General features: G+C 64.0%; 20 protein-coding genes. 17 read left to right on the top strand and 3 right to left on the bottom strand.

The features are described from left to right. Positions 1-3 precede the first annotated feature (3 nt). The 14 genes from nikC (at position 4) to ltaE (ending at position 12,673) form a co-directional block, all read left to right on the top strand. Positions 4-915 carry a nickel transporter permease gene (nikC, locus tag AWB70_RS05825; protein ID WP_014191157.1) on the top strand — a complete coding sequence of 304 codons (912 nt, stop codon included), beginning with the start codon at positions 4-6 and terminating at the stop codon, positions 913-915. Between the two features lies 1 nt (position 916). Next, a complete protein-coding gene (locus tag AWB70_RS05830) occupies positions 917-1,777 on the top strand; it encodes an ABC transporter ATP-binding protein (protein WP_087086229.1) in 861 nt (286 codons plus the stop codon). Then, on the top strand, positions 1,774-2,532 hold the full coding sequence (locus AWB70_RS05835) for an ABC transporter ATP-binding protein (RefSeq protein WP_053568002.1): 759 nt from the start codon (positions 1,774-1,776) through the stop codon (positions 2,530-2,532). Before AWB70_RS05830 ends, AWB70_RS05835 begins: the two co-directional genes overlap by 4 nt. Positions 2,533-2,809: 277 nt before the next feature. Further along, a complete protein-coding gene (locus AWB70_RS05840) occupies positions 2,810-3,202 on the top strand; it encodes a DnaJ family domain-containing protein (protein ID WP_014191160.1) in 393 nt (130 codons plus the stop codon). Positions 3,203-3,207: 5 nt separating this feature from the next. Next, positions 3,208-3,816 carry a tRNA adenosine(34) deaminase TadA gene (tadA, locus tag AWB70_RS05845; RefSeq protein ID WP_053568126.1) on the top strand — a complete coding sequence of 203 codons (609 nt, stop codon included), beginning with the start codon at positions 3,208-3,210 and terminating at the stop codon, positions 3,814-3,816. Next, positions 3,810-4,733, top strand: coding sequence for a muramoyltetrapeptide carboxypeptidase (gene ldcA / locus AWB70_RS05850; RefSeq protein ID WP_014191162.1), 924 nt, complete (start codon positions 3,810-3,812; stop codon positions 4,731-4,733). The genes tadA and ldcA overlap by 7 nt, the downstream gene beginning before the upstream one ends. A gap of 295 nt (positions 4,734-5,028) precedes the next feature. Next, entirely contained in the window at positions 5,029-5,775 is a 747-nt protein-coding gene (locus tag AWB70_RS05855; protein WP_053568003.1) for a GntR family transcriptional regulator, read from the top strand. Between the two features lie 349 nt (positions 5,776-6,124). Beyond that, positions 6,125-7,618 (top strand): NCS1 family nucleobase:cation symporter-1, encoded by a 1,494-nt coding sequence (locus tag AWB70_RS05860; RefSeq protein WP_014191164.1) that lies wholly within the window; start codon positions 6,125-6,127, stop codon positions 7,616-7,618. A gap of 12 nt (positions 7,619-7,630) precedes the next feature. Next, complete coding sequence (locus AWB70_RS05865; protein WP_014191165.1) at positions 7,631-8,365, top strand: aspartate/glutamate racemase family protein; 735 nt, start codon at positions 7,631-7,633, stop codon at positions 8,363-8,365. A 127-nt stretch (positions 8,366-8,492) separates the two neighbouring features. Further along, positions 8,493-9,443, top strand: a complete 951-nt coding sequence (puuE, locus tag AWB70_RS05870; RefSeq protein ID WP_053568004.1) for an allantoinase PuuE — start codon at positions 8,493-8,495, stop codon at positions 9,441-9,443. Further along, the gene (gene uraD, locus AWB70_RS05875; protein WP_053568005.1) at positions 9,440-9,961 is read left to right on the top strand and encodes a 2-oxo-4-hydroxy-4-carboxy-5-ureidoimidazoline decarboxylase; all 522 of its coding nucleotides are present in this window, start codon (positions 9,440-9,442) and stop codon (positions 9,959-9,961) included. The genes puuE and uraD overlap by 4 nt, the downstream gene beginning before the upstream one ends. Positions 9,962-10,011: 50 nt before the next feature. Then, positions 10,012-11,022: an allantoicase gene (alc, locus tag AWB70_RS05880; protein ID WP_014191168.1), complete on the top strand. Its 1,011-nt coding sequence runs from the start codon at positions 10,012-10,014 to the stop codon at positions 11,020-11,022. Beyond that, a complete protein-coding gene (locus AWB70_RS05885; protein ID WP_053568006.1) occupies positions 11,022-11,525 on the top strand; it encodes an ureidoglycolate lyase in 504 nt (167 codons plus the stop codon). The genes alc and AWB70_RS05885 overlap by 1 nt, the downstream gene beginning before the upstream one ends. 143 nt (positions 11,526-11,668) lie before the next feature. Next, the gene (ltaE, locus tag AWB70_RS05890; RefSeq protein WP_053568127.1) at positions 11,669-12,673 is read left to right on the top strand and encodes a low-specificity L-threonine aldolase; all 1,005 of its coding nucleotides are present in this window, start codon (positions 11,669-11,671) and stop codon (positions 12,671-12,673) included. A 53-nt stretch (positions 12,674-12,726) separates the two neighbouring features. Here the strand turns inward: ltaE and AWB70_RS05895 are convergent, their stop codons facing one another. Together AWB70_RS05895 and uraH are read right to left on the bottom strand one after the other, a co-directional pair. Next, on the bottom strand, positions 12,727-13,920 hold the full coding sequence (locus AWB70_RS05895) for a urate hydroxylase PuuD (protein ID WP_014191171.1): 1,194 nt from the start codon (positions 13,918-13,920) through the stop codon (positions 12,727-12,729). Between the two features lie 66 nt (positions 13,921-13,986). Continuing rightward, entirely contained in the window at positions 13,987-14,340 is a 354-nt protein-coding gene (uraH, locus tag AWB70_RS05900; protein ID WP_053568007.1) for a hydroxyisourate hydrolase, read from the bottom strand. 463 nt (positions 14,341-14,803) lie between these two features. Between uraH and AWB70_RS05905 the strand changes: the two genes are divergently transcribed. Then, the gene (locus tag AWB70_RS05905) at positions 14,804-16,162 is read left to right on the top strand and encodes an 8-oxoguanine deaminase (protein WP_053568008.1); all 1,359 of its coding nucleotides are present in this window, start codon (positions 14,804-14,806) and stop codon (positions 16,160-16,162) included. 644 nt (positions 16,163-16,806) lie between these two features. Here the strand turns inward: AWB70_RS05905 and AWB70_RS05910 are convergent. Next, on the bottom strand, positions 16,807-17,739 hold the full coding sequence (locus AWB70_RS05910) for a LysR substrate-binding domain-containing protein (protein WP_008349998.1): 933 nt from the start codon (positions 17,737-17,739) through the stop codon (positions 16,807-16,809). Between the two features lie 271 nt (positions 17,740-18,010). Between AWB70_RS05910 and AWB70_RS05915 the strand changes: the two genes are divergently transcribed. Beyond that, on the top strand, positions 18,011-19,585 hold the full coding sequence (locus AWB70_RS05915) for an ABC transporter ATP-binding protein (RefSeq protein ID WP_053568009.1): 1,575 nt from the start codon (positions 18,011-18,013) through the stop codon (positions 19,583-19,585). A gap of 4 nt (positions 19,586-19,589) precedes the next feature. Next, positions 19,590-20,696, top strand: a complete 1,107-nt coding sequence (locus tag AWB70_RS05920; protein ID WP_053568010.1) for an ABC transporter permease — start codon at positions 19,590-19,592, stop codon at positions 20,694-20,696. Positions 20,697-20,707: the final 11 nt, after the last annotated feature.

Raw genomic sequence — 20,707 nt, forward strand, 5'->3', positions numbered from 1 at the left:
CAGATGAAACCGGCGCGAACGAACTGGCGCGCGTGGCTGCTCACCGATACGCCCGCGTCGCCGCGTCAGGCCGCGCTCGGCCGCGCGTATCGCCGCTGGCGGCGGTTCTCGTCGAATCCGCTCAGCATGCTCGGGCTTGCGATTCTGCTGTTGCTCGTGGTGGTCGCGGCCATCGGGCCGATGGTGGTCGCGCGGGACCCGCTGCAACAGGTGCTCGCCGAACGGCTGACGGCGCCGAACGCCGCGCACTGGTTCGGCACGGATCAGCTCGGCCGCGATATCTTCTCGCGGCTCGTGCATGGCTCGCGCCTCACGCTGGCAATCGCGCTGCTGGTCGTCGTGCTGGTCGTGCCGGTCGGGCTGCTGATGGGCACGGTGGCGGGTTATTGCGGCGGCTTCGTCGATACGGTGCTGATGCGCGTGACCGATGTCGCGCTGGCGTTTCCGAAGATCGTGCTCGCGCTCGCGTTCGCTGCGGCGCTCGGTCCCGGCGTGCTCAATGCGGTGATCGCGCTGTCGATCACCGCGTGGCCGCCCTATGCGCGGCTCGCGCGCGCGGAATCGCTGCGGCTCGCGCAGGCCGACTACATTCACGTGGCGCGTCTGCAAGGCGCGTCGCCGCTGCGCATTCTGTTGCGCTATATCGTGCCGCTGTGCTCGTCGTCGGTGATCGTGCGCGCGACGCTCGACATGGCCGGCATCATTCTCGCCGTCGCGGGCCTGGGCTTTCTCGGGCTGGGCGCGCAGCCGCCGAGCCCGGAATGGGGCTACATGGTCGCGGCGGGCCGCAACGTGCTGCTCGACGCATGGTGGGTCGCGACGATCCCCGGTCTCGCGATCCTCGCGGTGAGTCTCGCATTCAACCTGCTCGGCGACGGTCTGCGCGACGTCTTCGATCCGCGTCATGGAGGCTGACATGCCGCAGCCGCTCGCGCAAATCGAAGGACTCGACGTCGCGTTCGCCGGTCACGACGGCGTGCTCATGCCGGCCGTGCGCGGCGTGTCGCTGACGGTGCGGCCGGGCGAACGGCTCGGCATTGTCGGGGAATCGGGTTCGGGCAAGTCGTTGACGGGGCGCGCGCTGCTCGGACTGTTGCCGCCCGAAGCGAAGTGGTCGGCGAAGTCGCTGCGTTTCGAAGGGCACGATCTGCTCGCGATGCGCCCGAAAGAGCGCCGCCGCCTGTGCGGCACGCGCATGAGCATGATCCTGCAGGACCCGAAGTATTCACTGAACCCCGTGATGACCGTCGCGCAGCAGATGCGCGAGACGTTCCTGAGGCAAGGCGTGAAGGAGGGCAGGCGCGCGGTGCGCGAGCGCATCGTGGCGGCGCTGGAAGCCGTGCATATCCGCGATGCGGCGCGCGTCGCGGATGCGTATCCGCACGAGTTGTCCGGCGGCATGGGCCAGCGCGTGATGATCGCGATGATGGTCTCGGCCGGCCCGCGGCTGCTCATCGCCGATGAACCGACGAGCGCGCTCGACGTCCTCGTGTCGATGCAGGTGCTCGCCGTGCTCGACGAGATGATCGAACGCCATGGCACGGGGCTCGTGTTCATCAGCCACGATCTGCCGCTCGTGATGTCCTTCTGCGATCGCGTCGCGGTGATGTACGGCGGCCGCGTGGTCGAAACGTGCGCCGCGCGCGATCTCGCCCACGCGACGCATCCGTACACGCGCGGGCTGCTCGCGGCGAATCCGCCGCTCGCCAATCCGCCCGACGAACTGCCGACCCTGCGCCGCGATCCCGCGTGGCTCACCGAATCCTACGAACGATGATCGATCTCGACCACGCGCGCATTCGCTTCAAGACGAAGACCGGCCACGTCGATGCCGTGCGGGATGTTTCCTTGCGCGTGGAAGAGGGCGAGGTGTTCGGGCTTGTCGGCGAATCGGGCAGCGGGAAGTCGACCGTGCTGCGCGCGCTCGCCGGGCTCACGCCGCTGCACGGCGGCAGCCTTCGCATCGGTTCGCGCCACGGCAGGCACGATGTGCAGATGGTGTTTCAGGACCCATACGGCGCGTTGCATCCGCGTTTCACCGTCGATAAGACGTTGCGCGAGCCGCTCGCGATCAACGGCATCGGCGATCAGGACGCGCGCATTCTCGCGGCGCTCGCCGAAGTCGGCCTCGGCGCGGCGTTCCGGTTTCGCTATCCGCATCAGCTTTCGGGCGGGCAGCGCCAGCGCGTGTCGATCGCGCGCGCGTTGATCGTCGAGCCGCGCGTGCTGCTGCTCGACGAGCCGACTTCCGCGCTCGATGTCTCGGTGCAGGCGGAAATTTTGAACCTCCTGCGGCGGCTGCATCGCGAGCGCGGGCTGACGATGATTCTCGTGAGTCACAACCTCGCGGTGATCGGCTTTCTCTGCCAGCGCGTCGCGGTCATGCGCAATGGTGAAATCGTCGAGCAACTGAGCGTGGACGCGGTGCGCTCGCGCGACGTCGCCCACGAGTACACGCGGCGGCTTCTGCTCGCGACCGAAGGCTACACGCGCGGCGATGGAACGCGGCTCGAAAGCGAACAGGGCGCCTAGTCATCGTACAAGCACAGTTGTTGCGGCCAGGTCAACGAATGTTGCGAAAACGACGCATAAGCATGCCAATAAGACCGGTATACACCGGCGCGCCGCGAACCCGCGGATCTTGAGCGAAAACGTTGCGTTAGGCGCTGATAGAATAGGCGCTGGATTGTCGAGACGTGCCGAACAACGCCCAAGCGTGAGTTTCCGGATGCCTTCCGACTTCGAGCTAACCAACGGAAATCGTGACAGACCGCGCCCGTACGCGGGTGAAAGCCGGTCGTAATCCCCGATGAAATTGCTAGATGCTTTAGTCGAACAGCGGATCAATGAAGCCGCTGCGCGTGGCGAGTTCCATAACCTGCCGGGCGCGGGCGCTCCGCTTCACTTCGACGACGACGTCCTCGTACCCGAGGAAGTGCGTGTCGCCAATCGAATCCTCAAGAACGCGGGTTTCGTCCCGCCTGCCGTGGAGCAACTGCGCGCGCTGCGCGGTCTTCAGGAAGAGTTCGATCGCGTGACGGACCCCACCGCCCGCTGCCAGTTGCAGGCCAAGATGCTCGCGCTCGACATGGCGCTAGAATCGCTGCGCGGCGGCGGTTGCGTGCCGCACGAGTATCGCCGGCGCATCGCCGAGCGGCTCTCGGAGCGCGCGCAGTCCCGCGTGGCGCTGGAAATGAAGTGATCGGGATGTTGCCCGGCGCTTCGCCCGATCCGCTCTCCACCGCCGATTCCTCCATCGAGCGCGACCGTCGTTTCATGGCGCTCGCGCAACGCGCCGCCGAAGAAGCCCGACGTGCCGGCGAAGTGCCGGTGGGCGCGGTGATCGTCCTCGGCGACGAAATCATCGCGACGGGCTTCAATCATCCGATCCGCGGGCACGATCCTTCCGCGCATGCCGAGATGGCCGCGCTGCGCGCCGCCGCGCAAAAACTCGAGAATTACCGTTTGCCGGGCTGCGAGCTCTATGTGACGCTGGAGCCATGCCTGATGTGCGCGGGCGCGATCATGCATGCGCGCATTGCGCGCGTCGTCTATGGCGCGGCGGACCCGAAAACGGGCGCGTGCGGCAGTGTCGTCGACATGTTCGCGAACGGGCAGCTCAATCATCACACCACGGTGACAGGCGGCGTGCTCGCCGACGAATGCGCACACGCGCTCAAGAATTTCTTCGCGGAACGCCGCCGTCTCGCGCGCGACGAGCGGGATGCGCGCCGCGCGCGGGAAACGGGGCGCAGCGCCGCCGCCGATTCCTCCGATCACACCGATCACACAACGAATCCAACCACAACATCGTGAAATCACGCACCATCGACCTCGTCGCGCCGTCTGGTTATCCGCACGATCCGGCGGCCGTGGATCGCGGCATCGGGCGATTGCGCCGGGAAGGGCATCGCCTCGAAAACGTCGACGCGACGCGGCGGCGCTTCCAGCGCTTCGGCGGCACCGACGCCGAGCGCGCAGCCGACCTCAATCGCCTGGCCGACCCTTCACGCTCGCTGCCGGATATCGTGCTCGCGGTGCGCGGCGGTTATGGCGCGTCGCGCATCCTGCACGGTCTGGACTATCTGGGCCTGCGCAGGCTCGCGGATCAGCCGGTCGCGATCGTCGGGCATAGCGATTTCACGGCGATCCAGTGCGCGCTCTATGCGCATGCGGGCGTGAAGAGCTTCGGCGGGCCGATGTTCGCGGGCGATTTCGGCGCGGAAGAGGTGAGTTCCTTTACGATGCGGCATTTCTGGAACGCGATTTCCCATTCGAGCTTCACGGTCACGAGCAACGCGCCGCAGCGTCAGACGGTCGACGTGACCGGCATGCTATGGGGCGGCAATCTCGCGATTCTGACCTCGCTCGTCGGCACGCCGTATCTTCCGCCGGTCGAGGGCGGGATTCTGTATATCGAGGATGTTAACGAGCATCCGTTTCGGATCGAACGCATGATCTATCAACTGCACCAGTCGGGCGTGCTCGGCCGCCAGCAGGCGATCGTGATGGGCGAGTTTTCGGGCGGACGCCTCTCGGACTACGACAACGGCTATTCGCTCGACGCGATGATCGAGCAGGTTCGCAACGTGACCGGCATTCCAATCGTGACGGGCTTGCAGTTCGGCCACGTCGAGAACCTGCTGACCTTGCCTTTCGGCGCGACGGCGCATCTCGTATCGACGGAGCGGGGGTTCACGCTGAAGCTGTCCGACTATCCGCATCTGGCTTGACACGCATGAGACGGGCGCTCGACGAGCGCCTTATTTTGTCGCTTCATTCGCAACTAACCGTCTTTGTTTGCCTTCACCGCAACTTCGCGACATGCCAGCCGGTCCGCTAAATTGTCGACAAAAAAGTGGCGGCAATGCTGACAAAAACGAGGTAAATTCCCGCAGAGCCTTATAGGTACTGGCGATGCCGCCCGCGCGACCTCCGCAAACCACGCCAAAATCGACAAATTCGAAAATGAATTGTTGACAATCTTTATGTCGATTCTAAGATGCTTAACATGCAAGCGAGCACATCATGTCCGACACCAAGCGTAGTGCTGCATCGAATGCTTCAGATCCCGCTCCGAACGGCGCGAATGCCGAGTCGATCGCCGAGAACATCCGCGCCGCGATCCTCGAACATCGTCTCGCACCGAGCGCGAAGCTGACCGAAGCGCAATTGTGCGAGGTGTTCGCCGTGAAGCGCGGAACCGTCCGCCAGGCGCTCGCGCAACTGGCGAACGAACGGCTCGTCGATCTGGAGCCGAACCGCGGCGCGTTCGTCGCGAGCCCGTCGCTGCAGGAAGTGCACGAAGTGTTCGAAATGCGCCGCATCATCGAACTGGCGGTGGTGCAGCGGATCGCGCAAGGCCACGGCATGCGCCGGCTCAAGTCGATCAGCTCGACGATCGGCAAAGAGCGCCGCGCGTTCGAAAGCCAGGACTTTTCGTCGTGGATCAGGCTGTCAGGCGAATTTCACACCGAGCTCGCATCGCTCACCGGCAATACGGTGCTGTGCGAGTGCCTGTCGGGGCTCGTCGCGCGTTCGACGCTGATCTCGGCGCTGTATGAATCGCTCGGCAAGAGCTCGTGCTCCTTCGAGGATCATGAACAGATTCTCGCCGCGCTCGATGCCGGCGATGCGGCGCACGCCACCGACCTCATGGCGCAACATCTGCGCGATGTCGAGTTGAAGATGCTGGAGCGGCCGGCGCGCGGCGCGGTCGATCTGAAGGAAGTATTCGCAAGGCCGCCCGAGCGCGAAAAAGCGCTCGACGCGTAGCAGCAGAGACACGGCGAAGCGCAGACTTCGCCATCGAAAGAATCAAGCAGGACTAAATGAATGGAGACCGTGCCCCGCGCGCAGCGCCGGGCGCGTGGAGAGTCGCACGCGGCGAAAATGCGCGGCGTGCGCAGCATCGAACAGGACGCTCAGCCGAGCGTGCAATGAAATCCGCCGCGGGGCGGGCGTGTCGGGCCAAGGCTCGCCCGCTCTCTGCCTCACGCCCCACGGCGAAAACGCAAATCCGAAGAATGCCGCGCCGATCCGATAAGTCGGCTAAGGCATCGATGGACGCTTGTCACGCAAGCCTTTGCTTTTTTTCATCACGCAAGCCTATGAAGGAGACGTCATGGCCCAGTTCAGTGCTTCCGGCAATTCAGCCCTGCCGCAATATCAAGAGCAGACAGAGGATCATGATCCCAGTCTGCCCGCCGGTTACAGCGACCGCCTCTATAACGAGGATCTTGCCCCGCTGAAGAATCAGACCTGGGGCGCCTACAACATCTTCGCGTTCTGGATGTCCGACGTGCACAGCGTCGGCGGCTACGTGTTCGCCGGCAGCCTCTTCGCGCTCGGCCTGACGAGCTGGCAAGTGCTCGTGTCGCTGTTGATCGGCATCGGCCTCGTGAACGTGCTGTGCAACCTGATCGCCAAGCCGAGCCAGGTTGCGGGCGTGCCGTATCCCGTCGCGTGCCGCGCCACCTTCGGCGTGCTCGGCGCGAACATTCCCGCGGTGATTCGCGGACTCATCGCGGTGGCGTGGTACGGCATCCAGACGTATCTGGCGTCGAGCGCGCTCGTCATCGTCGTGCTGAAGTTCGTGCCGTCGCTGATGCCTTATGCCGATGTCCACAAGTACGGCTTCGTCGGGCTCTCGGCGCTCGGCTGGGCGGGCTTCATGCTGCTCTGGGTGCTGCAGGCCGTGGTGTTCTGGCGCGGCATGGAGATGATCAAGAAGTTCATCGACTTCGCCGGCCCCGCCGTGTATGTCGTGATGTTCATTCTCGCCGGCTACATGGTGTGGCGCGCGGGCCTCGGGAACATCGGGCTGAATCTCGGCGGCGTGAAGTATCACGGCATGGAAGTGATTCCGGTGATGATCACGGCGATCTCGCTGGTCGTGTCGTACTTCTCCGGTCCGATGCTCAACTTCGGCGACTTCTCGCGCTACGGCAAGAGCTTTCGCAGCGTGAAGCGCGGCAATTTCTGGGGCCTGCCGGTCAACTTCCTGGCGTTCTCGCTCGTGACCGTCATTACCACCGCGGCGACGCTGCCGGTGTTCGGCCAGTTGATCACCGATCCGGTGGAGACGGTCGGCCGCATCGATCATCCGTCTGCGGTGATTCTCGGCGCGCTGACCTTCACGATCGCGACCATCGGCATCAATATCGTCGCGAACTTCGTGTCGCCGGCCTTCGACTTCTCGAACGTCGCGCCCAAGCTCATCAGCTGGCGCATGGGCGGGATGATGGCGGCGGTCGCGTCGATCTTCATCACGCCGTGGAATCTCTTCAACAACCCGGCCGTGATCCACTACACGCTCGATATTCTCGGCAGCTTCATCGGACCGTTGTATGGCGTGCTGATTCTCGATTTTTATCTCGTGAAGCGCGGCAAGCTCTCCGTCGACGATCTCTACACGGTGTCCGAGACGGGCAAGTACTGGTACACGAAGGGCGTGAACCGCCGCGCGGTGATGGCGCTCGTGCCGGCCGCCGTGCTCGCGACGCTCTGCGTGATGGTGCCGTCGCTGGAAGGCGCCGCGAACTTCTCGTGGTTCATCGGTGCGGGGCTGGGCGCGGTGTTCTATTACTTCCTCGCCGCCCGCAAGCAGCAGCATTAAAGGAGCATGGCAATGCGCATCAAACTGATCAATCCGAACACCACGCAGCGCATGACCGATGCGATGGGCCGCTGCGCGCGGGAGGTCGCCGCGCCCGGCACGGAGATCGTCGCCGTGAGTCCGACGATGGGCCCGCCGTCCATCGAAGGCTATTACGACGAAGCCGTCGCCTCGCTCGGCCTGCTGGCGGAAGTGCAGGCCGGAGAAAAGCAGGGTTTCGACGGCTACGTGATCGCCTGCTTCGGCGATCCGGCCCTCTACGCCGCCCGCGAACTGGCGCGCGGACCGGTAATCGGCATCGCGGAAGCGGCGATGCACGCGGCGAGTGTCATCGCGCCGGGCTTTTCGGTCGTGACGACCTTGCAGCGCACCTGCGGCATGGCGTGGCATCTGGCGGAGCGTTACGGCATGACGCGCTTTTGCAAGAACGTCCGCGCGACCGACGTCCCCGTGCTGGAACTGGACGAGCCGGGTTCGCCCGCGCGCCAGACGATCATCGACGAATGCCGGCGCGCGCTCGACGAGGACGGCTCGGACGCCATCGTGCTCGGCTGCGCGGGCATGGCCGAGTTCTGCCGCGAGGTGGAAGACGCGATCGGCGCGCCGGTGGTTGAGGGCGTAACGGCGGCGGTGAAGTGGGCGGAGGCGCTCATCGCGCTCAAGCTGCACACGGCGAAACGCGGCGATTTCGCGCGGCCGCTGGCGAAACGGTACGACGGCGTGCTGTCGGATTTCAGCCCCCGCTGATGGCGTTTGCGCCGAGGCACATACACCTGACGTGACCCGCATTATCTGCCCTGATGTATGGGCGCGTCAGGGCCTTTTCGCTACACTGAATCGTCGACAATCCGTCCCCACCCGTCCTATCCAAGCCATGTCACTCGATCCGAACTACCCACGCGACCTGATCGGCTACGGCCGCCATCCCGTGCAGGCGAACTGGCCGGGACGCGCGCGCGTCGCCGTGCAATTCGTGCTCAATTACGAAGAAGGCGGTGAAAACTGCGTCCTGCACGGCGATCCGGGCTCGGAGCAGTTTCTGTCGGAGATCGTGGGCGCGGCGGCGTATCCGTCGCGTCACATGAGCATGGAATCGATCTACGAATACGGCTCGCGCGCGGGCGTGTGGCGCATCCTGCGCGAATTCGAGAAGCGCGGCCTGCCGATGACGATTTTCGGCGTCGGCATGGCGATCGAGCGGCATCCGGAAGTGGCGAAGGCTTTTGTCGAACTGGGCCACGAGATCGCGTGTCATGGCTATCGCTGGATTCACTATCAGGACATGTCGCCGGAACGCGAGGCGGAGCACATGCGCCTCGGCATGGAAGCGATCGAACGCGTGACGGGCGTGCGGCCGCTCGGCTGGTACACCGGGCGCGACAGTCCGAACACGCATCGGCTGGTTGCGGAATACGGCGGCTTTCTCTACGACTCGGACAATTATGGCGACGATCTGCCGTTCTGGACCGAAGTCGAAGTGACGGGCGGCGCGAAGCAGCCGCACCTGATCGTGCCGTACACGCTCGACACGAACGACATGCGCTTCGCGACGCCGCAAGGCTTCAACACGGGCGAGCACTTCTTCACGTATCTGAGAGACGCGTTCGACGTGCTCTACGAAGAAGGCGACGAAGCGCCGAAGATGCTGTCCATCGGGATGCACTGCCGCCTGCTCGGACGCCCCGGACGCTTGCGCGGACTGCAGAAGTTCCTCGATCACATCGAGAAGCACGATCGCGTGTGGGTGACGCGGCGTATCGACATCGCGCGTCACTGGCGCGAGCAACATCCTTTCGAAAAAGCTCATAACGGGACGGCGGCATGAAGGCGATGCATTACACACTCGACCAACTCAACTCCATGCCCGCCGACACGTTCGTGACGGTGCTGGCCGGCATCTTCGAACATTCGCCGTGGGTGCCGCAAGCCGCGGCGGCGCAGCGTCCGTTCGGCGATATCGACGCGCTGCACACGGCGATGTCGAAGATCGTCGAAACCGCCGGCGAAGAGAAGCAGCTCGCGCTCATCAACGCGCACCCGGAACTCGCGGGCAAGGCGGCGGTGCGCGGCGAACTGACGGCCGAATCGACGCGCGAGCAGAGCGGCGCGGGGCTGAACCTCTGCACCCAGGAAGAGTTCGACAGATTGCAGGCGCTGAACAAGGCGTATCGCGACAAGTTCGGCTTTCCCTTCATTCTCGCCGTGCGGGGCTATGACCGCCACGGCATCATCGCGAACTTCGAAAAGCGCGTGAATCACGACCGCGCCGAAGAGCTTCGCACGAGTCTCGATCAGATTTACCGGATCGCGCGCTTCAGGCTGGACGACCTGATCCAGCACTGAGCGCGGCTCGATCCGCTTTCACCGCAACCGAAACCCCAAGGACGAAGACAATGGCAATTCCGACACTCGATCCCAACGCGCCCGAATTCACGCGCCGCTATGTGAACCTCGCGGACCCGCGTCTGGGCGCGCAGGCACTGGAGGCGAGCGACGATTTCTTCGCGCCGAAGGAACGCATGCTGAACCCCGAGCCGGCGGTGTTCATTCCCGGCAAGTTCGACGATCACGGCAAGTGGATGGACGGCTGGGAAACCCGCCGCAAGCGCACGACGGGCTATGACTGGTGCGTCGTCAAGCTGGCGCGGCCGGGCGTGATCAAGGGCATCGATATCGATACGAGCCACTTCACCGGCAATTTCCCGCCGGCGGCGTCGATCGAGGGCGCGCATGTCGTCGAAGGCGCGCCGAATCAATCGACGCAATGGACCGAAATCGTCCCGTCGACGACGCTGCAGGGCAACAGCCATCACTACCTCGACATCACGGCCGAGCAGCCGTTCACGCATCTGCGCGTGAACGTCTATCCGGATGGCGGTATCGCGCGTCTGCGTGTGTATGGCCAGCCGCAACTCGACTGGCGCAATGCGGATCGCAGCCAGCTCGTCGATCTCGGCGCGATGGAAAACGGCGCCTATCTGGTCGGCACGAACAACCAGCACTTCGGACTTGCCTCGACGCTGCTCATGCCGGGCCGCGGCGTGAACATGGGCGACGGCTGGGAAACGCGCCGCCGCCGCGAGCCGGGCAACGACTGGTGCATCGTCGCGCTGGCGCAGCCGGGCGTCATCAAGAAAGTCGAAGTGGATACGGCGCACTTCAAGGGCAACTATCCGGACCGCTGCTCGCTGCAGGCGGCGTATGTCACGGGCGGCACGGACAGCTCGCTCGTCACGCAGGCGATGTTCTGGCCCGTGCTGCTCGGCGAACAGAAGCTGCAGATGGACAAGCAGCATTTCTTCGAGTCGGAGCTCGCGGCGCTCGGCCCCGTGACGCATGTGCGCTTCAACATCTATCCCGACGGCGGCGTGTCGCGTCTTCGTCTCTTCGGCACGCTTGCATAATGAAAAAACTCGCTATCGAACCGTTGACGCGCGCTGCGTTCGAGCCTTATGGCGATGTCATCGAACTCGATGGCGCGAAGCAGATTCCGATCAACCTGGGCACCACGATCCGTTTTCACGACCTGTGCGATGTCGACGTCGAAGAGCAGGGCGGTCACACGCTCGTGAATCTTTTTCGCGGACAGCCGCGCGCGCTGCCGTTCGAGTGCAGGATGATGGAACGGCATCCGCTCGGCAGCCAGGCGTTCATTCCGCTCGACGACCGGCCGTATCTCGTGGTCGTCGCGCCCGCGGGCGAACTCGACGAATCGAAGATTCGCGCCTTCGTCACGAGCGGCTGGCAGGGCGTGAACTACGCGCGAGGCGTGTGGCACCATCCGCTGCTCTCGCTCGGCAAGGTGAGCGATTTCGTCGTGGTCGATCGGGGCGGCGGTGAAGGGCACAACCTCAACGAGCAGGATCTGAAAGAATCGCTCTGGCTGACCGAGGACGCGATGCGCTGATGCGTTCGGCTCGCGTGGTTTGATTGAAGGACCGGTGATCTCGCCGGTCCTTTTTTTTCGTCCCGCGCGGCGCCGACGTCAAAAATCCGGAGCGGCTAAGATGGACGCCTCATTCCGATGCGCACATGAAGAGGCCCGACCGCATGATCGATTTACGCAGCGATACCGTTACCCGTCCCAGTCAGCCGATGCTCGCCGCGATGTCGGCAGCGCCTGTCGGCGACGACGTCTGGGGCGACGATCCCACTGTGCTCGCACTCCAGTCCACGCTCGCCAGCCGCACGGGCAAGGAAGCGGGCCTGTTCTTCCCGAGCGGCACGCAGAGCAATCTCGCCGCGTTGATGGCGCATTGCGCGCGCGGCGACGAGTACATCGTCGGACAGTCGGCGCACACGTACAAATACGAAGGCGGCGGGGCCGCGGTGCTCGGCAGCATCCAGCCGCAGCCGATCGAAAACGCGCCCGACGGATCGTTGCCGCTCGACAAGATCGCAGCCGCGATCAAGCCGATCGACAACCACTTCGCGCGCACGAAGCTGCTCGCGCTGGAGAACACCATCGGCGGGAAGGTGCTGTCTGCCGATTATGTCGCGAAGGCGACGCAGCTCGCGCGCGATCGCGGTCTGTCGACGCATCTCGACGGGGCGCGCGTGTTCAATGCGGCGGTGGCGTCGGACAAACCAGTCGCGGATCTGTGCGCGCCGTTCGATACCGTGTCAATCTGCTTTTCGAAGGGGCTGGGCGCGCCGGTGGGCTCGGTGCTGGTCGGGCCGAAAGCGTTGATCGACGCCGCGAGCCGTTGGCGCAAGGTGCTGGGCGGCGGCATGCGTCAGTCGGGCCTGCTCGCGGCGGCGTGTCTGTATGCGCTGGACAATCACGTCGATGGGCTCGCAGAGGATCACGCGAACGCCGCGCATCTCGCGGCCGGTCTCGCGCAAATCGAGCCGCTCCAGATCGACTCGCACGCGACGAACATGGTCTTCGCGCAGATTCCCGAGGCGCATTGCGCACCGCTCGAAGCTTTTCTGAAGGAGCGGGGCATCCTCACGCAGATGCTCTACGCGTCGCGCTTCGTCACGCATCGGGATGTGTCGCGGGAAGACATCGACACGGTGATCCGCGCAGTGAAAGACTACTTCGCGCGTTAAAAATGAAAAAGCCGCGTTTCAAACTGAAGCGCGGCTTTTTGCTCAACCCAAGCTTATTCCACCGCGCCGCCGGCGAACCACGCCGCCACCTTCTGGCGCTCCGCATCCGTCATTTGCGTCACGTTGCCAAGCGGCATCGCTTTGAGCGTCACCGCCTGCTGGTGCACGCGCTGCGCGTTCTGCTTGATCTCGGCGGGCGTATCCAGCAACACGCCGGAGGGTGCGCTGCCCATCATCGTCGGATGCGCGGAGTGGCACGTCGCGCAGCGCTGCTGGATGATCGGCTGAATGTCGGCGACCTTGATCGTCGGCGCGCCAGCGGCTTGCGCAACCGGCACCGTGGGCGCGGGCATCGTCCAGGCGAACGCGCCGAGCACCAGCACGAGACCTGCGACCGGCATGTACCACAACACCTGGCCGCGGTGGCGCATCACGAAGAACTGGCGAATCAGCGCGCCCGCCAGCATGATGAGCACGAGCAGCACCCAGTTGTACTTGTGCGTGTAGGTCATCGCGTAGTGGTTCGACAGCATCGCGAACACCACCGGCAGCGTGAAATACGTGTTGTGCACCGAGCGCTGCTTGCCGCGCTTGCCGTAGATCGCGTTCGGCGTCTCGCCCTTGAGCATCGCGGCGACCATCTTGCGCTGGCCCGGAATGATGACGAAGAACACGTTCGCCGACATGATCGTCGCGATCATCGCGCCGGTGATCAGATACGCGGCGCGGCCGGCGAACACGTGACACGCGATCCACGCGGCGACCAGCACATAGATGCCCACGCAAATGCCGAGCAGCTTGTCGTTGGTGCCGAGCAGGCGGCACAGCGAGTCGTAGACGATCCAGCCGGCCATCAGAAAGCCGAGCGCGGCGGATACGGCGACGACCGGGCCCATGTCGAGCACGTTCTTGTCGATGAGATAGGTGCTCGGCGACATCAGATACAGCACCAAGAAGAGGCCGAAGCCCGACATCCACGTGGTGTACGACGGCCAGAACGACCAGTGCAGATGCTCGGGCATGTCGGACGGCGCGACCGAATACTTCTGCATGTGATAGAAGCCGCCGCCGTGAACGTGCCAGAAGTCGCCGAACACGCCGCGCCGGCGCGCGTTCGGATCCGTGGGCGGTTTCAAACTGTTGTCGAGCGCGACGAAGTAGAACGATTCGCCGATCCATGCGATCGCGACGATGACGTGCAGACAGCGCAATACGAGATTGAGCCAGTCGGTGACAAAGCCTTCCATGTACTCCTCCACTACCGATTTATGTGCTTGTGGGGTCCAAGCTGTGTTTTGTCTTTCGCTTTTGGCTTAGCTTCCGCGATACGTGCTGTAAGCCCACGGCGACACGAGCAGCGGCACGTGATAGTGCGCGCCCGAATCCGCAATGCCGAAGCGCAGCACGACGCGATCGACGAAGCGCGGCTCGGGCACTTTCACGCCGAGCGTTGCGAAGTAATCGCCCGCATGGAACACGAGTTCGTATTCGCCGGTTTCGAGATCGGCGCCTTCGAGCAGCGGCGCATCGGCGCGGCCGTCGTCGTTCGTGTGGATGGTCTTGATCGCGCGGCGGGTGTCGCCGTTGAGCGCGAACAGCTCGACTTTGAGATGCGCGCCCGGGCGGCCGTGCGCGGTGTCGAGGACGTGGGTAGTGAGCTTGCCCATTCGCAGTTTCCTTGAGTTGTGCGAGTTCCGGCGTTGCGCATCGATCCGAAATTCGGCACCTGGCTTTCATCGGTGCGTCAGCGGCGGATCGAGGCTCCACGTCAGTGGCTACATACCCGTCGGCGTTTCAGATGCGCGCCGTGTACAGCATTGTAGAAATTTGAGACGCGCTGTGCGTCCGCGATAGGAAAGATAATGCCCAACGCATGACAGCGGCGCGTAAGCCTTGGGATGCGGCTTTCCCGAGGGGCGCTTTTACCGATGCTACGCGCGTCAAAAATCGCGAATATATGGCTGGCGTGAAGACGACTATGACGCCAGGTTGATTGCGTCCCGTTTTTTGACCGCGGACAGTGGCCATGCGCGCGAAATCGATGGATTTTCGCGGCGTCCCGAAGACGGCGGCAGACGCTGGGTAACCGGGGCTTTTCACCGGTTCTCAATCATCTGGAGGCATTTTCCGATGCAACGCAGTCTTCTGGTCAAGAACGCCCACATGCTCGTCACGATGGACGAGCAGCGCCGCGAGATCGCCGATGGCGGTCTGTATATCGAAGGCAACCGCATCGTCGCGGCGGGCCCGACGAGCGAACTCCCGCCCACGGCCGACGAGGTGCTCGACATGCGCGGCCATCTCGTGATTCCGGGCCTCGTCAACACACACCATCACATGTATCAGAGCCTGACGCGCGCGGTCCCCGCCGCGCAGAACGCCGAGCTCTTCGGCTGGCTGACGAATCTGTACAAGATCTGGGCGCATCTGACGCCGGACATGATCGCCGTCTCGACTCAGACCGCGATGGCCGAACTGTTGCTGTCCGGCTGCACGACGTCGAGCGACCATCTTTATATCTATCCGAACGGCAGCCGGCTCGACGACAGCATCGCGGCGGCGCGCGAGATCGGCATGCGTTTTCACGCGGCGCGCGGCAGCATGAGCGTCGGGCAGAAGGATGGCGGCTTGCCACCGGATTCGGTCGTCGAAAAGGAGGACGCGATCCTGAAGGATTCGCAGCGTCTGATCGAGACGTACCACGACGAAGGCCGCTACGCGATGCTGCGTGTGGTCGTCGCGCCGTGCTCGCCGTTTTCGGTGAGCCGCGAGTTGATGCGCGACGCGGCGGTGCTCGCGCGCGAGTACGGCGTGTCGTTGCACACGCATCTGGCCGAGAACGTGAACGATGTTGCGTATAGCCGCGAGAAGTTCGGCATGACGCCGGCGGAATATGCCGAAGATCTCGGCTGGGTCGGCCATGACGTGTGGCATGCGCACTGCGTGCAGCTCGACAAACCGGGCATCGAACTGTTCGCGCGCACGGGCACGGGCGTGGCGCATTGTCCGTGCTCGAACATGCGGCTCGCGTCGGGCATTGCGCCGATTCGGGCGATGCGCGATGCGGGCGTGCCGGTTGGCATCGGCGTGGATGGATCGGCATCGAACGACGGTGCGCAGATGGTGGCCGAAGTGCGGCAGGCGCTATTGCTGCAGCGCGTGGGCTTCGGGCCGGACGCGATGACCGCGCGCGAGGCGCTCGAGATTGCGACGATCGGCGGCGCCAAAGTGCTCAATCGCGATGACATCGGGGCGTTGGCGCCGGGTATGGCGGCGGATTTTGTGTCGTTTGATCTGTCGCAGGCGTCGTTTGCCGGGGCGTTGCATGATCCGGTTGCGGCGCTGGTGTTTTGTGCACCTTCGACGGTGTCGACTAGTGTGATCGACGGGAAGATTGTGGTGAGGGATGGGAGGTTGACTACGGTCGATCTCGGGGCGGTCGTGGAGAGGCACAATCGCTTTGCGCGGGAGTTGGTTGAGGTTTTGTGAGGGTTTTTGCTTGGGCTTTTGTGGATTGCCTGATTTCGTGTCGGTCTATTGGCACTGCCCCTGTGCGGGGCGGCACCTACTTTCTTTGCTGCTGCAAAGAAAGTAGGCAAAGAAAGCAGCTCTCCCCAGCCTAAGCACTTCACGCCGGCCGCGGCACAGGCGATTGGGTGAATGGAACCCAGAGTAGCGAGTGTTCCCGTTGCCGTGCCGGGCTTGGATCGCGCACGGTCTGACAAGCCAGCACCTAAAGGGCGCTGGTTCAGCACGAAATAGCTCCGGCACAGCGCTACGCGCTGCCGCGGAGTATGCAGGGGAAACCGGCAGGAAAGAAGCGCGCGCACCCGCGCACCTGATTCACCGGTCGGCCGCGAAGCGGGCCGGAACTTGAAATGGCTGTACCGGTTTGTTAAGCGGCGCGATGTGACGGACCGTGCGCGATCCAAGCCCGATGGGTCCTTTGGGGGCGACACTTAGGCGAGTGCCGCCTAGGAGGAGAAAAGTGGCCAACGTGCGTGTGACCGCGGGCGGTGAGAAAGCTGCTTTCTTTGGTGACTTTCTTTGCAGCAGCAAAGAAAGTTACCCCCGCCCCGGGGAGGGGCAGCGCAAATAGACCAACACGAAAACAGGTTCCACGACGAAAAAGCTCAAGGCTGATCGATCAACGACCGGGTCGCCTCAGCAACAAGCCCTCGCAACCATCGCACCTCATCCGAATAATGACACCGCTCATGCCACAACTGGTAATACTGCATAGGTGGAAAATCGAGCGGCGCGGGCACGACCGCGAGCGGCAGGAACCGCGCATAGTGATCGGCAAACAACCGCGTCGTCGTGAACACAAGATCCGACTTGATCAACACATAAGGCGCGAGATTGAAGTACGGAAGCGTAACGACGACATGACGCTTCAACCGCTCACGCGCGAGATGCACGTCGATCGCGCCACGCTGGCCGACCGAATAAGGCGTCGGCGCAAGATGCGGTGCGTTCAGGTATTGATCGAGCGTCAGCCCGCCACGCTTCGCAAATGGATGCGTGTTGCTGACGAGACACACGATCTTGTCGACGAACAGGTTCGAAAGATGCAACTGCTCAGGCGGCTCCGGCCAGTTGCCCACGACGATGTCGAGCTTGCCGTCCTCCAGCGCGAGCTCGTAGTCGAACGCGGGACCGAGCGAATGAAATTCCAGCGTCGCGTTGGGCGCGGCCTGCCGGAATCGTTCGACGACGGTCGGCACGAACAGCACGTTCAGATAATCAGGACAGCCGATGCGATAGCACCGGACCGACGTGGAAGGATCGAAGTTGTGCTGCTGAACCTTGATGCGCTCGATCTCGCGCAGCGCGTTCTGCGTCGGTTCCAGGAGACGCAGGCCATATTCGGTTGGCACCATGCCGGATTTGCCGCGCACGAGGAGCGGATCGCCGGTGATGTCGCGCAGCCGGCGCAAGGCGGCGCTGATGGCGGGTTGCGACTGATTGAGCTTGACGGCCGCGCGCGTCACGCTGCGTTCCATCAGAAGGGTATGCAAGACGCGCAATAAGTACGTATCGATCGCCTCGCGTTGCTGACTCATGTTATCTCCACTATATGTTCTGGCTGATCGACGCAGGGGTGCGACATATCATTTTTAGTATGACGCGAAAATTTCGTCAAGGTGTGAGTTACCCGCAAATAGTGGCTTGACGCCATACAACACCTAATTTTGAGTTATCGACTTCGAGTCTCGAATTCTGTAAATTCTGCCCGCGATATGAGTTCGTGCGACATAACGGTGTCTCAGGCTCCTGATCGGTAACTTTTTCCAGCCCGGCCTGCTCGGTGGCCGGGCGCATTTCTGGATCTCAATGGGCGACGCCATCCTCACGTCGACGACGCCACCGCGCCTGGCGTTGTCCGGCATCAGCAAGCAGTATCCGTCCGTCAAGGCGAACGACGGCGTGAATCTCGTCGTCATGCCGGGCGAAATCCACGCCGTGCTCGGCGAAAACGGCGCGGGCAAATCCACGCTGATGAAGATCATCTACGGCGCCGTGCGGCCCGACGAAGGCGAGATCCGCTGGCAGGGCGAAGCCGTGGAAATCGGCAGTCCGGCGGCGGCGCGCAAGCTCGGCATCGGCATGGTGTTCCAGCACTTCTCGCTGTTCGAGACGTTGACGGTGGGCGAGAACATCGCGCTCGCGCTCGACGATAAATTCGACATGAAAGCGCTCGGCAAACGCATCCGCGACGTGTCGAAGGATTACGGGCTCGATGTCGATCCGCAGCGTCACGTGCACAGCCTCACGGTCGGCGAGCGCCAGCGCGTGGAGATCGTGCGGTGTCTGTTGCAGAACCCGCGGCTGCTCATCATGGACGAGCCGACTTCCGTGCTCACGCCGCAGGCCGTTCAGAAGCTCTTCAAGGTGCTGCGCCGGCTCGCGTCGGAGGGCTGCAGCATTCTCTATATCAGCCACAAGCTCGACGAAATCCAGTCGCTTTGCGAGAACGCCACCGTGATGCGCGGCGGGCGCGTGACCGGCAATGTCGATCCGCGCCGCGAAACGCAGGCGTCGCTCGCGCAACTGATGGTCGGCCATTCGCTGCCCGACTACACGCGGCGCGAGCACCGGCCGGGCGACGTGCGCCTCGCAGTGAAAAATCTGTCGGTGGCGAGCCCCGATCCGTTCGGCACCTCGCTCGACAACGTCTCGTTCGCCGTGCATGCGGGCGAGATTTTCGGCATCGCGGGCGTGTCGGGGAACGGTCAGGCGGAGCTTCTCGCGGCGCTGTCGGGCGAGATCCGCGACAAACACGTCGCCGCCGACGCCGTGTCGATCTGCGGCAAGCCCGCGGCGCGTCTCAGCGCGGGCGGCCGGCGCCGCCGAGGCTTCGCGTTCGTGCCCGAGGAACGGCTGGGCCGCGGCGCGGTGCCCGCGATGTCGCTCGCCGACAACGGCCTGCTCACCGCGCATCGCGAAAATCTGGTGCGCGGCGGCTGGATCAGGGCGAACGCGGTGAAGGCATTCGCGCAGCGCTGCATCGAGTCGTTCGACGTGCGCTGCGGCGGCAGCCATGCGCTCGCGCAAAGCCTGTCGGGCGGCAATCTGCAGAAGTTCATCGTCGGGCGCGAGATTCTCCAGGAGCCGAAAGTGCTCGTCGTCGCGCAGCCGACCTGGGGCGTCGATGTCGGCGCGGCGGGCTTCATCCGTCAGCAGTTGCTCGATCTGTCGGCGCGCGGCGTCGCGATCCTCGTCATTTCCGAAGAGCTCGAAGAACTGTTCGATATCTGCGACCGGCTCGCCGTGATCGCGCGCGGCAAGCTTTCACCCGTGCGCAAGACGAGCGAAACCAACGCGGAGGAAGTCGGCCTCTTCATGGCCGGTCTCTTCGACGGCAAGGCCGCGCCCACAGCCGAACCCGACTCACTTCTCAAGCATTAAGCCGATGACCTTTCCCTATCGACTCGAAGCGCGCCCGACGCCCTCGCGCGTCATGCAGCTTGCCGTGCCGGTCGTCGCCGCCGTGGCGACGCTCGTCATCGGCTTTCTGATTTTCAGTCTCGTCGGGCAGGACCCGCTGCGCGCGATGCACGCGTTCTTCATCGAGCCGCTCGCCAGCGTCAACGGCTGGTCCGAGCTCGTGCTCAAGGCGTCGCCGCTGTGCCTGATCGCGCTCGGGCTCGCGGTGGGCTATCGGGCGAACGTGTGGAACATCGGCGCAGAAGGGCAGATGCTGCTCGGCGGCATCGTCGCGGGCGGCATCGCGATTCACGCCGGCGACGCCTCCGGCTGGTGGACGCTGCCGCTCATGATGGCGGGCGGCGTCGTCGGCGGCATGCTGTGGGCGGCGATTCCCGCGCTGCTCAAGAGCCGCTTCAACACGAACGAAATCCTGACGAGCCTGATGCTCACCTACGTCGCGACGCAATTGCTGATCTATCTCGTGAGCGGCCCGTGGCGCGACCCGGAAGGCATGAACTTCCCGATATCGGCGATGTTCGGCGACGACGCCTTGTTCCCGCGCCTCTACGGCGACTGGCACTGGACCTGGCTCAAGGGCACGCGCATCAACGCGTCGGTGTTTCTGACGGCGATCGCGATTCCGCTCGTGTGGCTCTTCATGCGCAAGAGCTTCGCGGGCTTCCGGATGAACGTCGGCGGTCTTGCGCCGCTCGCCGCGCGCTACGCCGGTTTCTCCGACAAGAAGACGATCTGGACCTCGCTGCTGCTCTCAGGCGGTCTCGCGGGGCTCGCCGGCATGGGCGAAGTCGCCGGGCCGATCGGCCAGCTTCAGGCGGGCTGGTCGCCGGGCTATGGCTTCACGGCGATCATCGTCGTGTTCGTCGGGCGGCTGCATCCGGTGGGCATCGTGCTCGCCAGCCTGCTGATGGCGCTGCTTTATCTCGGCGGCGAAGCGGTGCAGACGTCGCTGCAACTGCCGCAAGCGCTCGCGGGCGTGTTTCAGGGCTTGCTGCTCTTCTGTCTGCTCGGCTGCGATCTGTTCGTGAATTACCGCGTCAGGCGCAGGACGAGCGCGCATCACGCCGCATAAGAGGGTGGAAC

Origin of the sequence: Caballeronia cordobensis, from assembly GCF_001544575.2 — a bacterium.
GTDB classification, from domain to species: Bacteria; Pseudomonadota; Gammaproteobacteria; order Burkholderiales; family Burkholderiaceae; genus Caballeronia; species Caballeronia cordobensis.

What these genes read in the sequence shown, in the direction of transcription:
- nikC (WP_014191157.1), top strand. Translation starts at nt 4, where the DNA reads ATGAAACCGGCGCGAACGAACTGGCGCGCGTGGCTGCTCACCGATACG.
- AWB70_RS05830 (WP_087086229.1), top strand. Translation starts at nt 917, where the DNA reads ATGCCGCAGCCGCTCGCGCAAATCGAAGGACTCGACGTCGCGTTCGCC.
- AWB70_RS05835 (WP_053568002.1), top strand. Translation starts at nt 1,774, where the DNA reads ATGATCGATCTCGACCACGCGCGCATTCGCTTCAAGACGAAGACCGGC.
- AWB70_RS05840 (WP_014191160.1), top strand. Translation starts at nt 2,810, where the DNA reads ATGAAATTGCTAGATGCTTTAGTCGAACAGCGGATCAATGAAGCCGCT.
- tadA (WP_053568126.1), top strand. Translation starts at nt 3,208, where the DNA reads ATGTTGCCCGGCGCTTCGCCCGATCCGCTCTCCACCGCCGATTCCTCC.
- AWB70_RS05855 (WP_053568003.1), top strand. Translation starts at nt 5,029, where the DNA reads ATGTCCGACACCAAGCGTAGTGCTGCATCGAATGCTTCAGATCCCGCT.
- AWB70_RS05860 (WP_014191164.1), top strand. Translation starts at nt 6,125, where the DNA reads ATGGCCCAGTTCAGTGCTTCCGGCAATTCAGCCCTGCCGCAATATCAA.
- AWB70_RS05865 (WP_014191165.1), top strand. Translation starts at nt 7,631, where the DNA reads ATGCGCATCAAACTGATCAATCCGAACACCACGCAGCGCATGACCGAT.
- puuE (WP_053568004.1), top strand. Translation starts at nt 8,493, where the DNA reads ATGTCACTCGATCCGAACTACCCACGCGACCTGATCGGCTACGGCCGC.
- uraD (WP_053568005.1), top strand. Translation starts at nt 9,440, where the DNA reads ATGAAGGCGATGCATTACACACTCGACCAACTCAACTCCATGCCCGCC.
- alc (WP_014191168.1), top strand. Translation starts at nt 10,012, where the DNA reads ATGGCAATTCCGACACTCGATCCCAACGCGCCCGAATTCACGCGCCGC.
- AWB70_RS05885 (WP_053568006.1), top strand. Translation starts at nt 11,022, where the DNA reads ATGAAAAAACTCGCTATCGAACCGTTGACGCGCGCTGCGTTCGAGCCT.
- ltaE (WP_053568127.1), top strand. Translation starts at nt 11,669, where the DNA reads ATGATCGATTTACGCAGCGATACCGTTACCCGTCCCAGTCAGCCGATG.
- AWB70_RS05895 (WP_014191171.1), bottom strand. Translation starts at nt 13,920, where the DNA reads ATGGAAGGCTTTGTCACCGACTGGCTCAATCTCGTATTGCGCTGTCTG.
- uraH (WP_053568007.1), bottom strand. Translation starts at nt 14,340, where the DNA reads ATGGGCAAGCTCACTACCCACGTCCTCGACACCGCGCACGGCCGCCCG.
- AWB70_RS05905 (WP_053568008.1), top strand. Translation starts at nt 14,804, where the DNA reads ATGCAACGCAGTCTTCTGGTCAAGAACGCCCACATGCTCGTCACGATG.
- AWB70_RS05910 (WP_008349998.1), bottom strand. Translation starts at nt 17,739, where the DNA reads ATGAGTCAGCAACGCGAGGCGATCGATACGTACTTATTGCGCGTCTTG.
- AWB70_RS05915 (WP_053568009.1), top strand. Translation starts at nt 18,011, where the DNA reads ATGGGCGACGCCATCCTCACGTCGACGACGCCACCGCGCCTGGCGTTG.
- AWB70_RS05920 (WP_053568010.1), top strand. Translation starts at nt 19,590, where the DNA reads ATGACCTTTCCCTATCGACTCGAAGCGCGCCCGACGCCCTCGCGCGTC.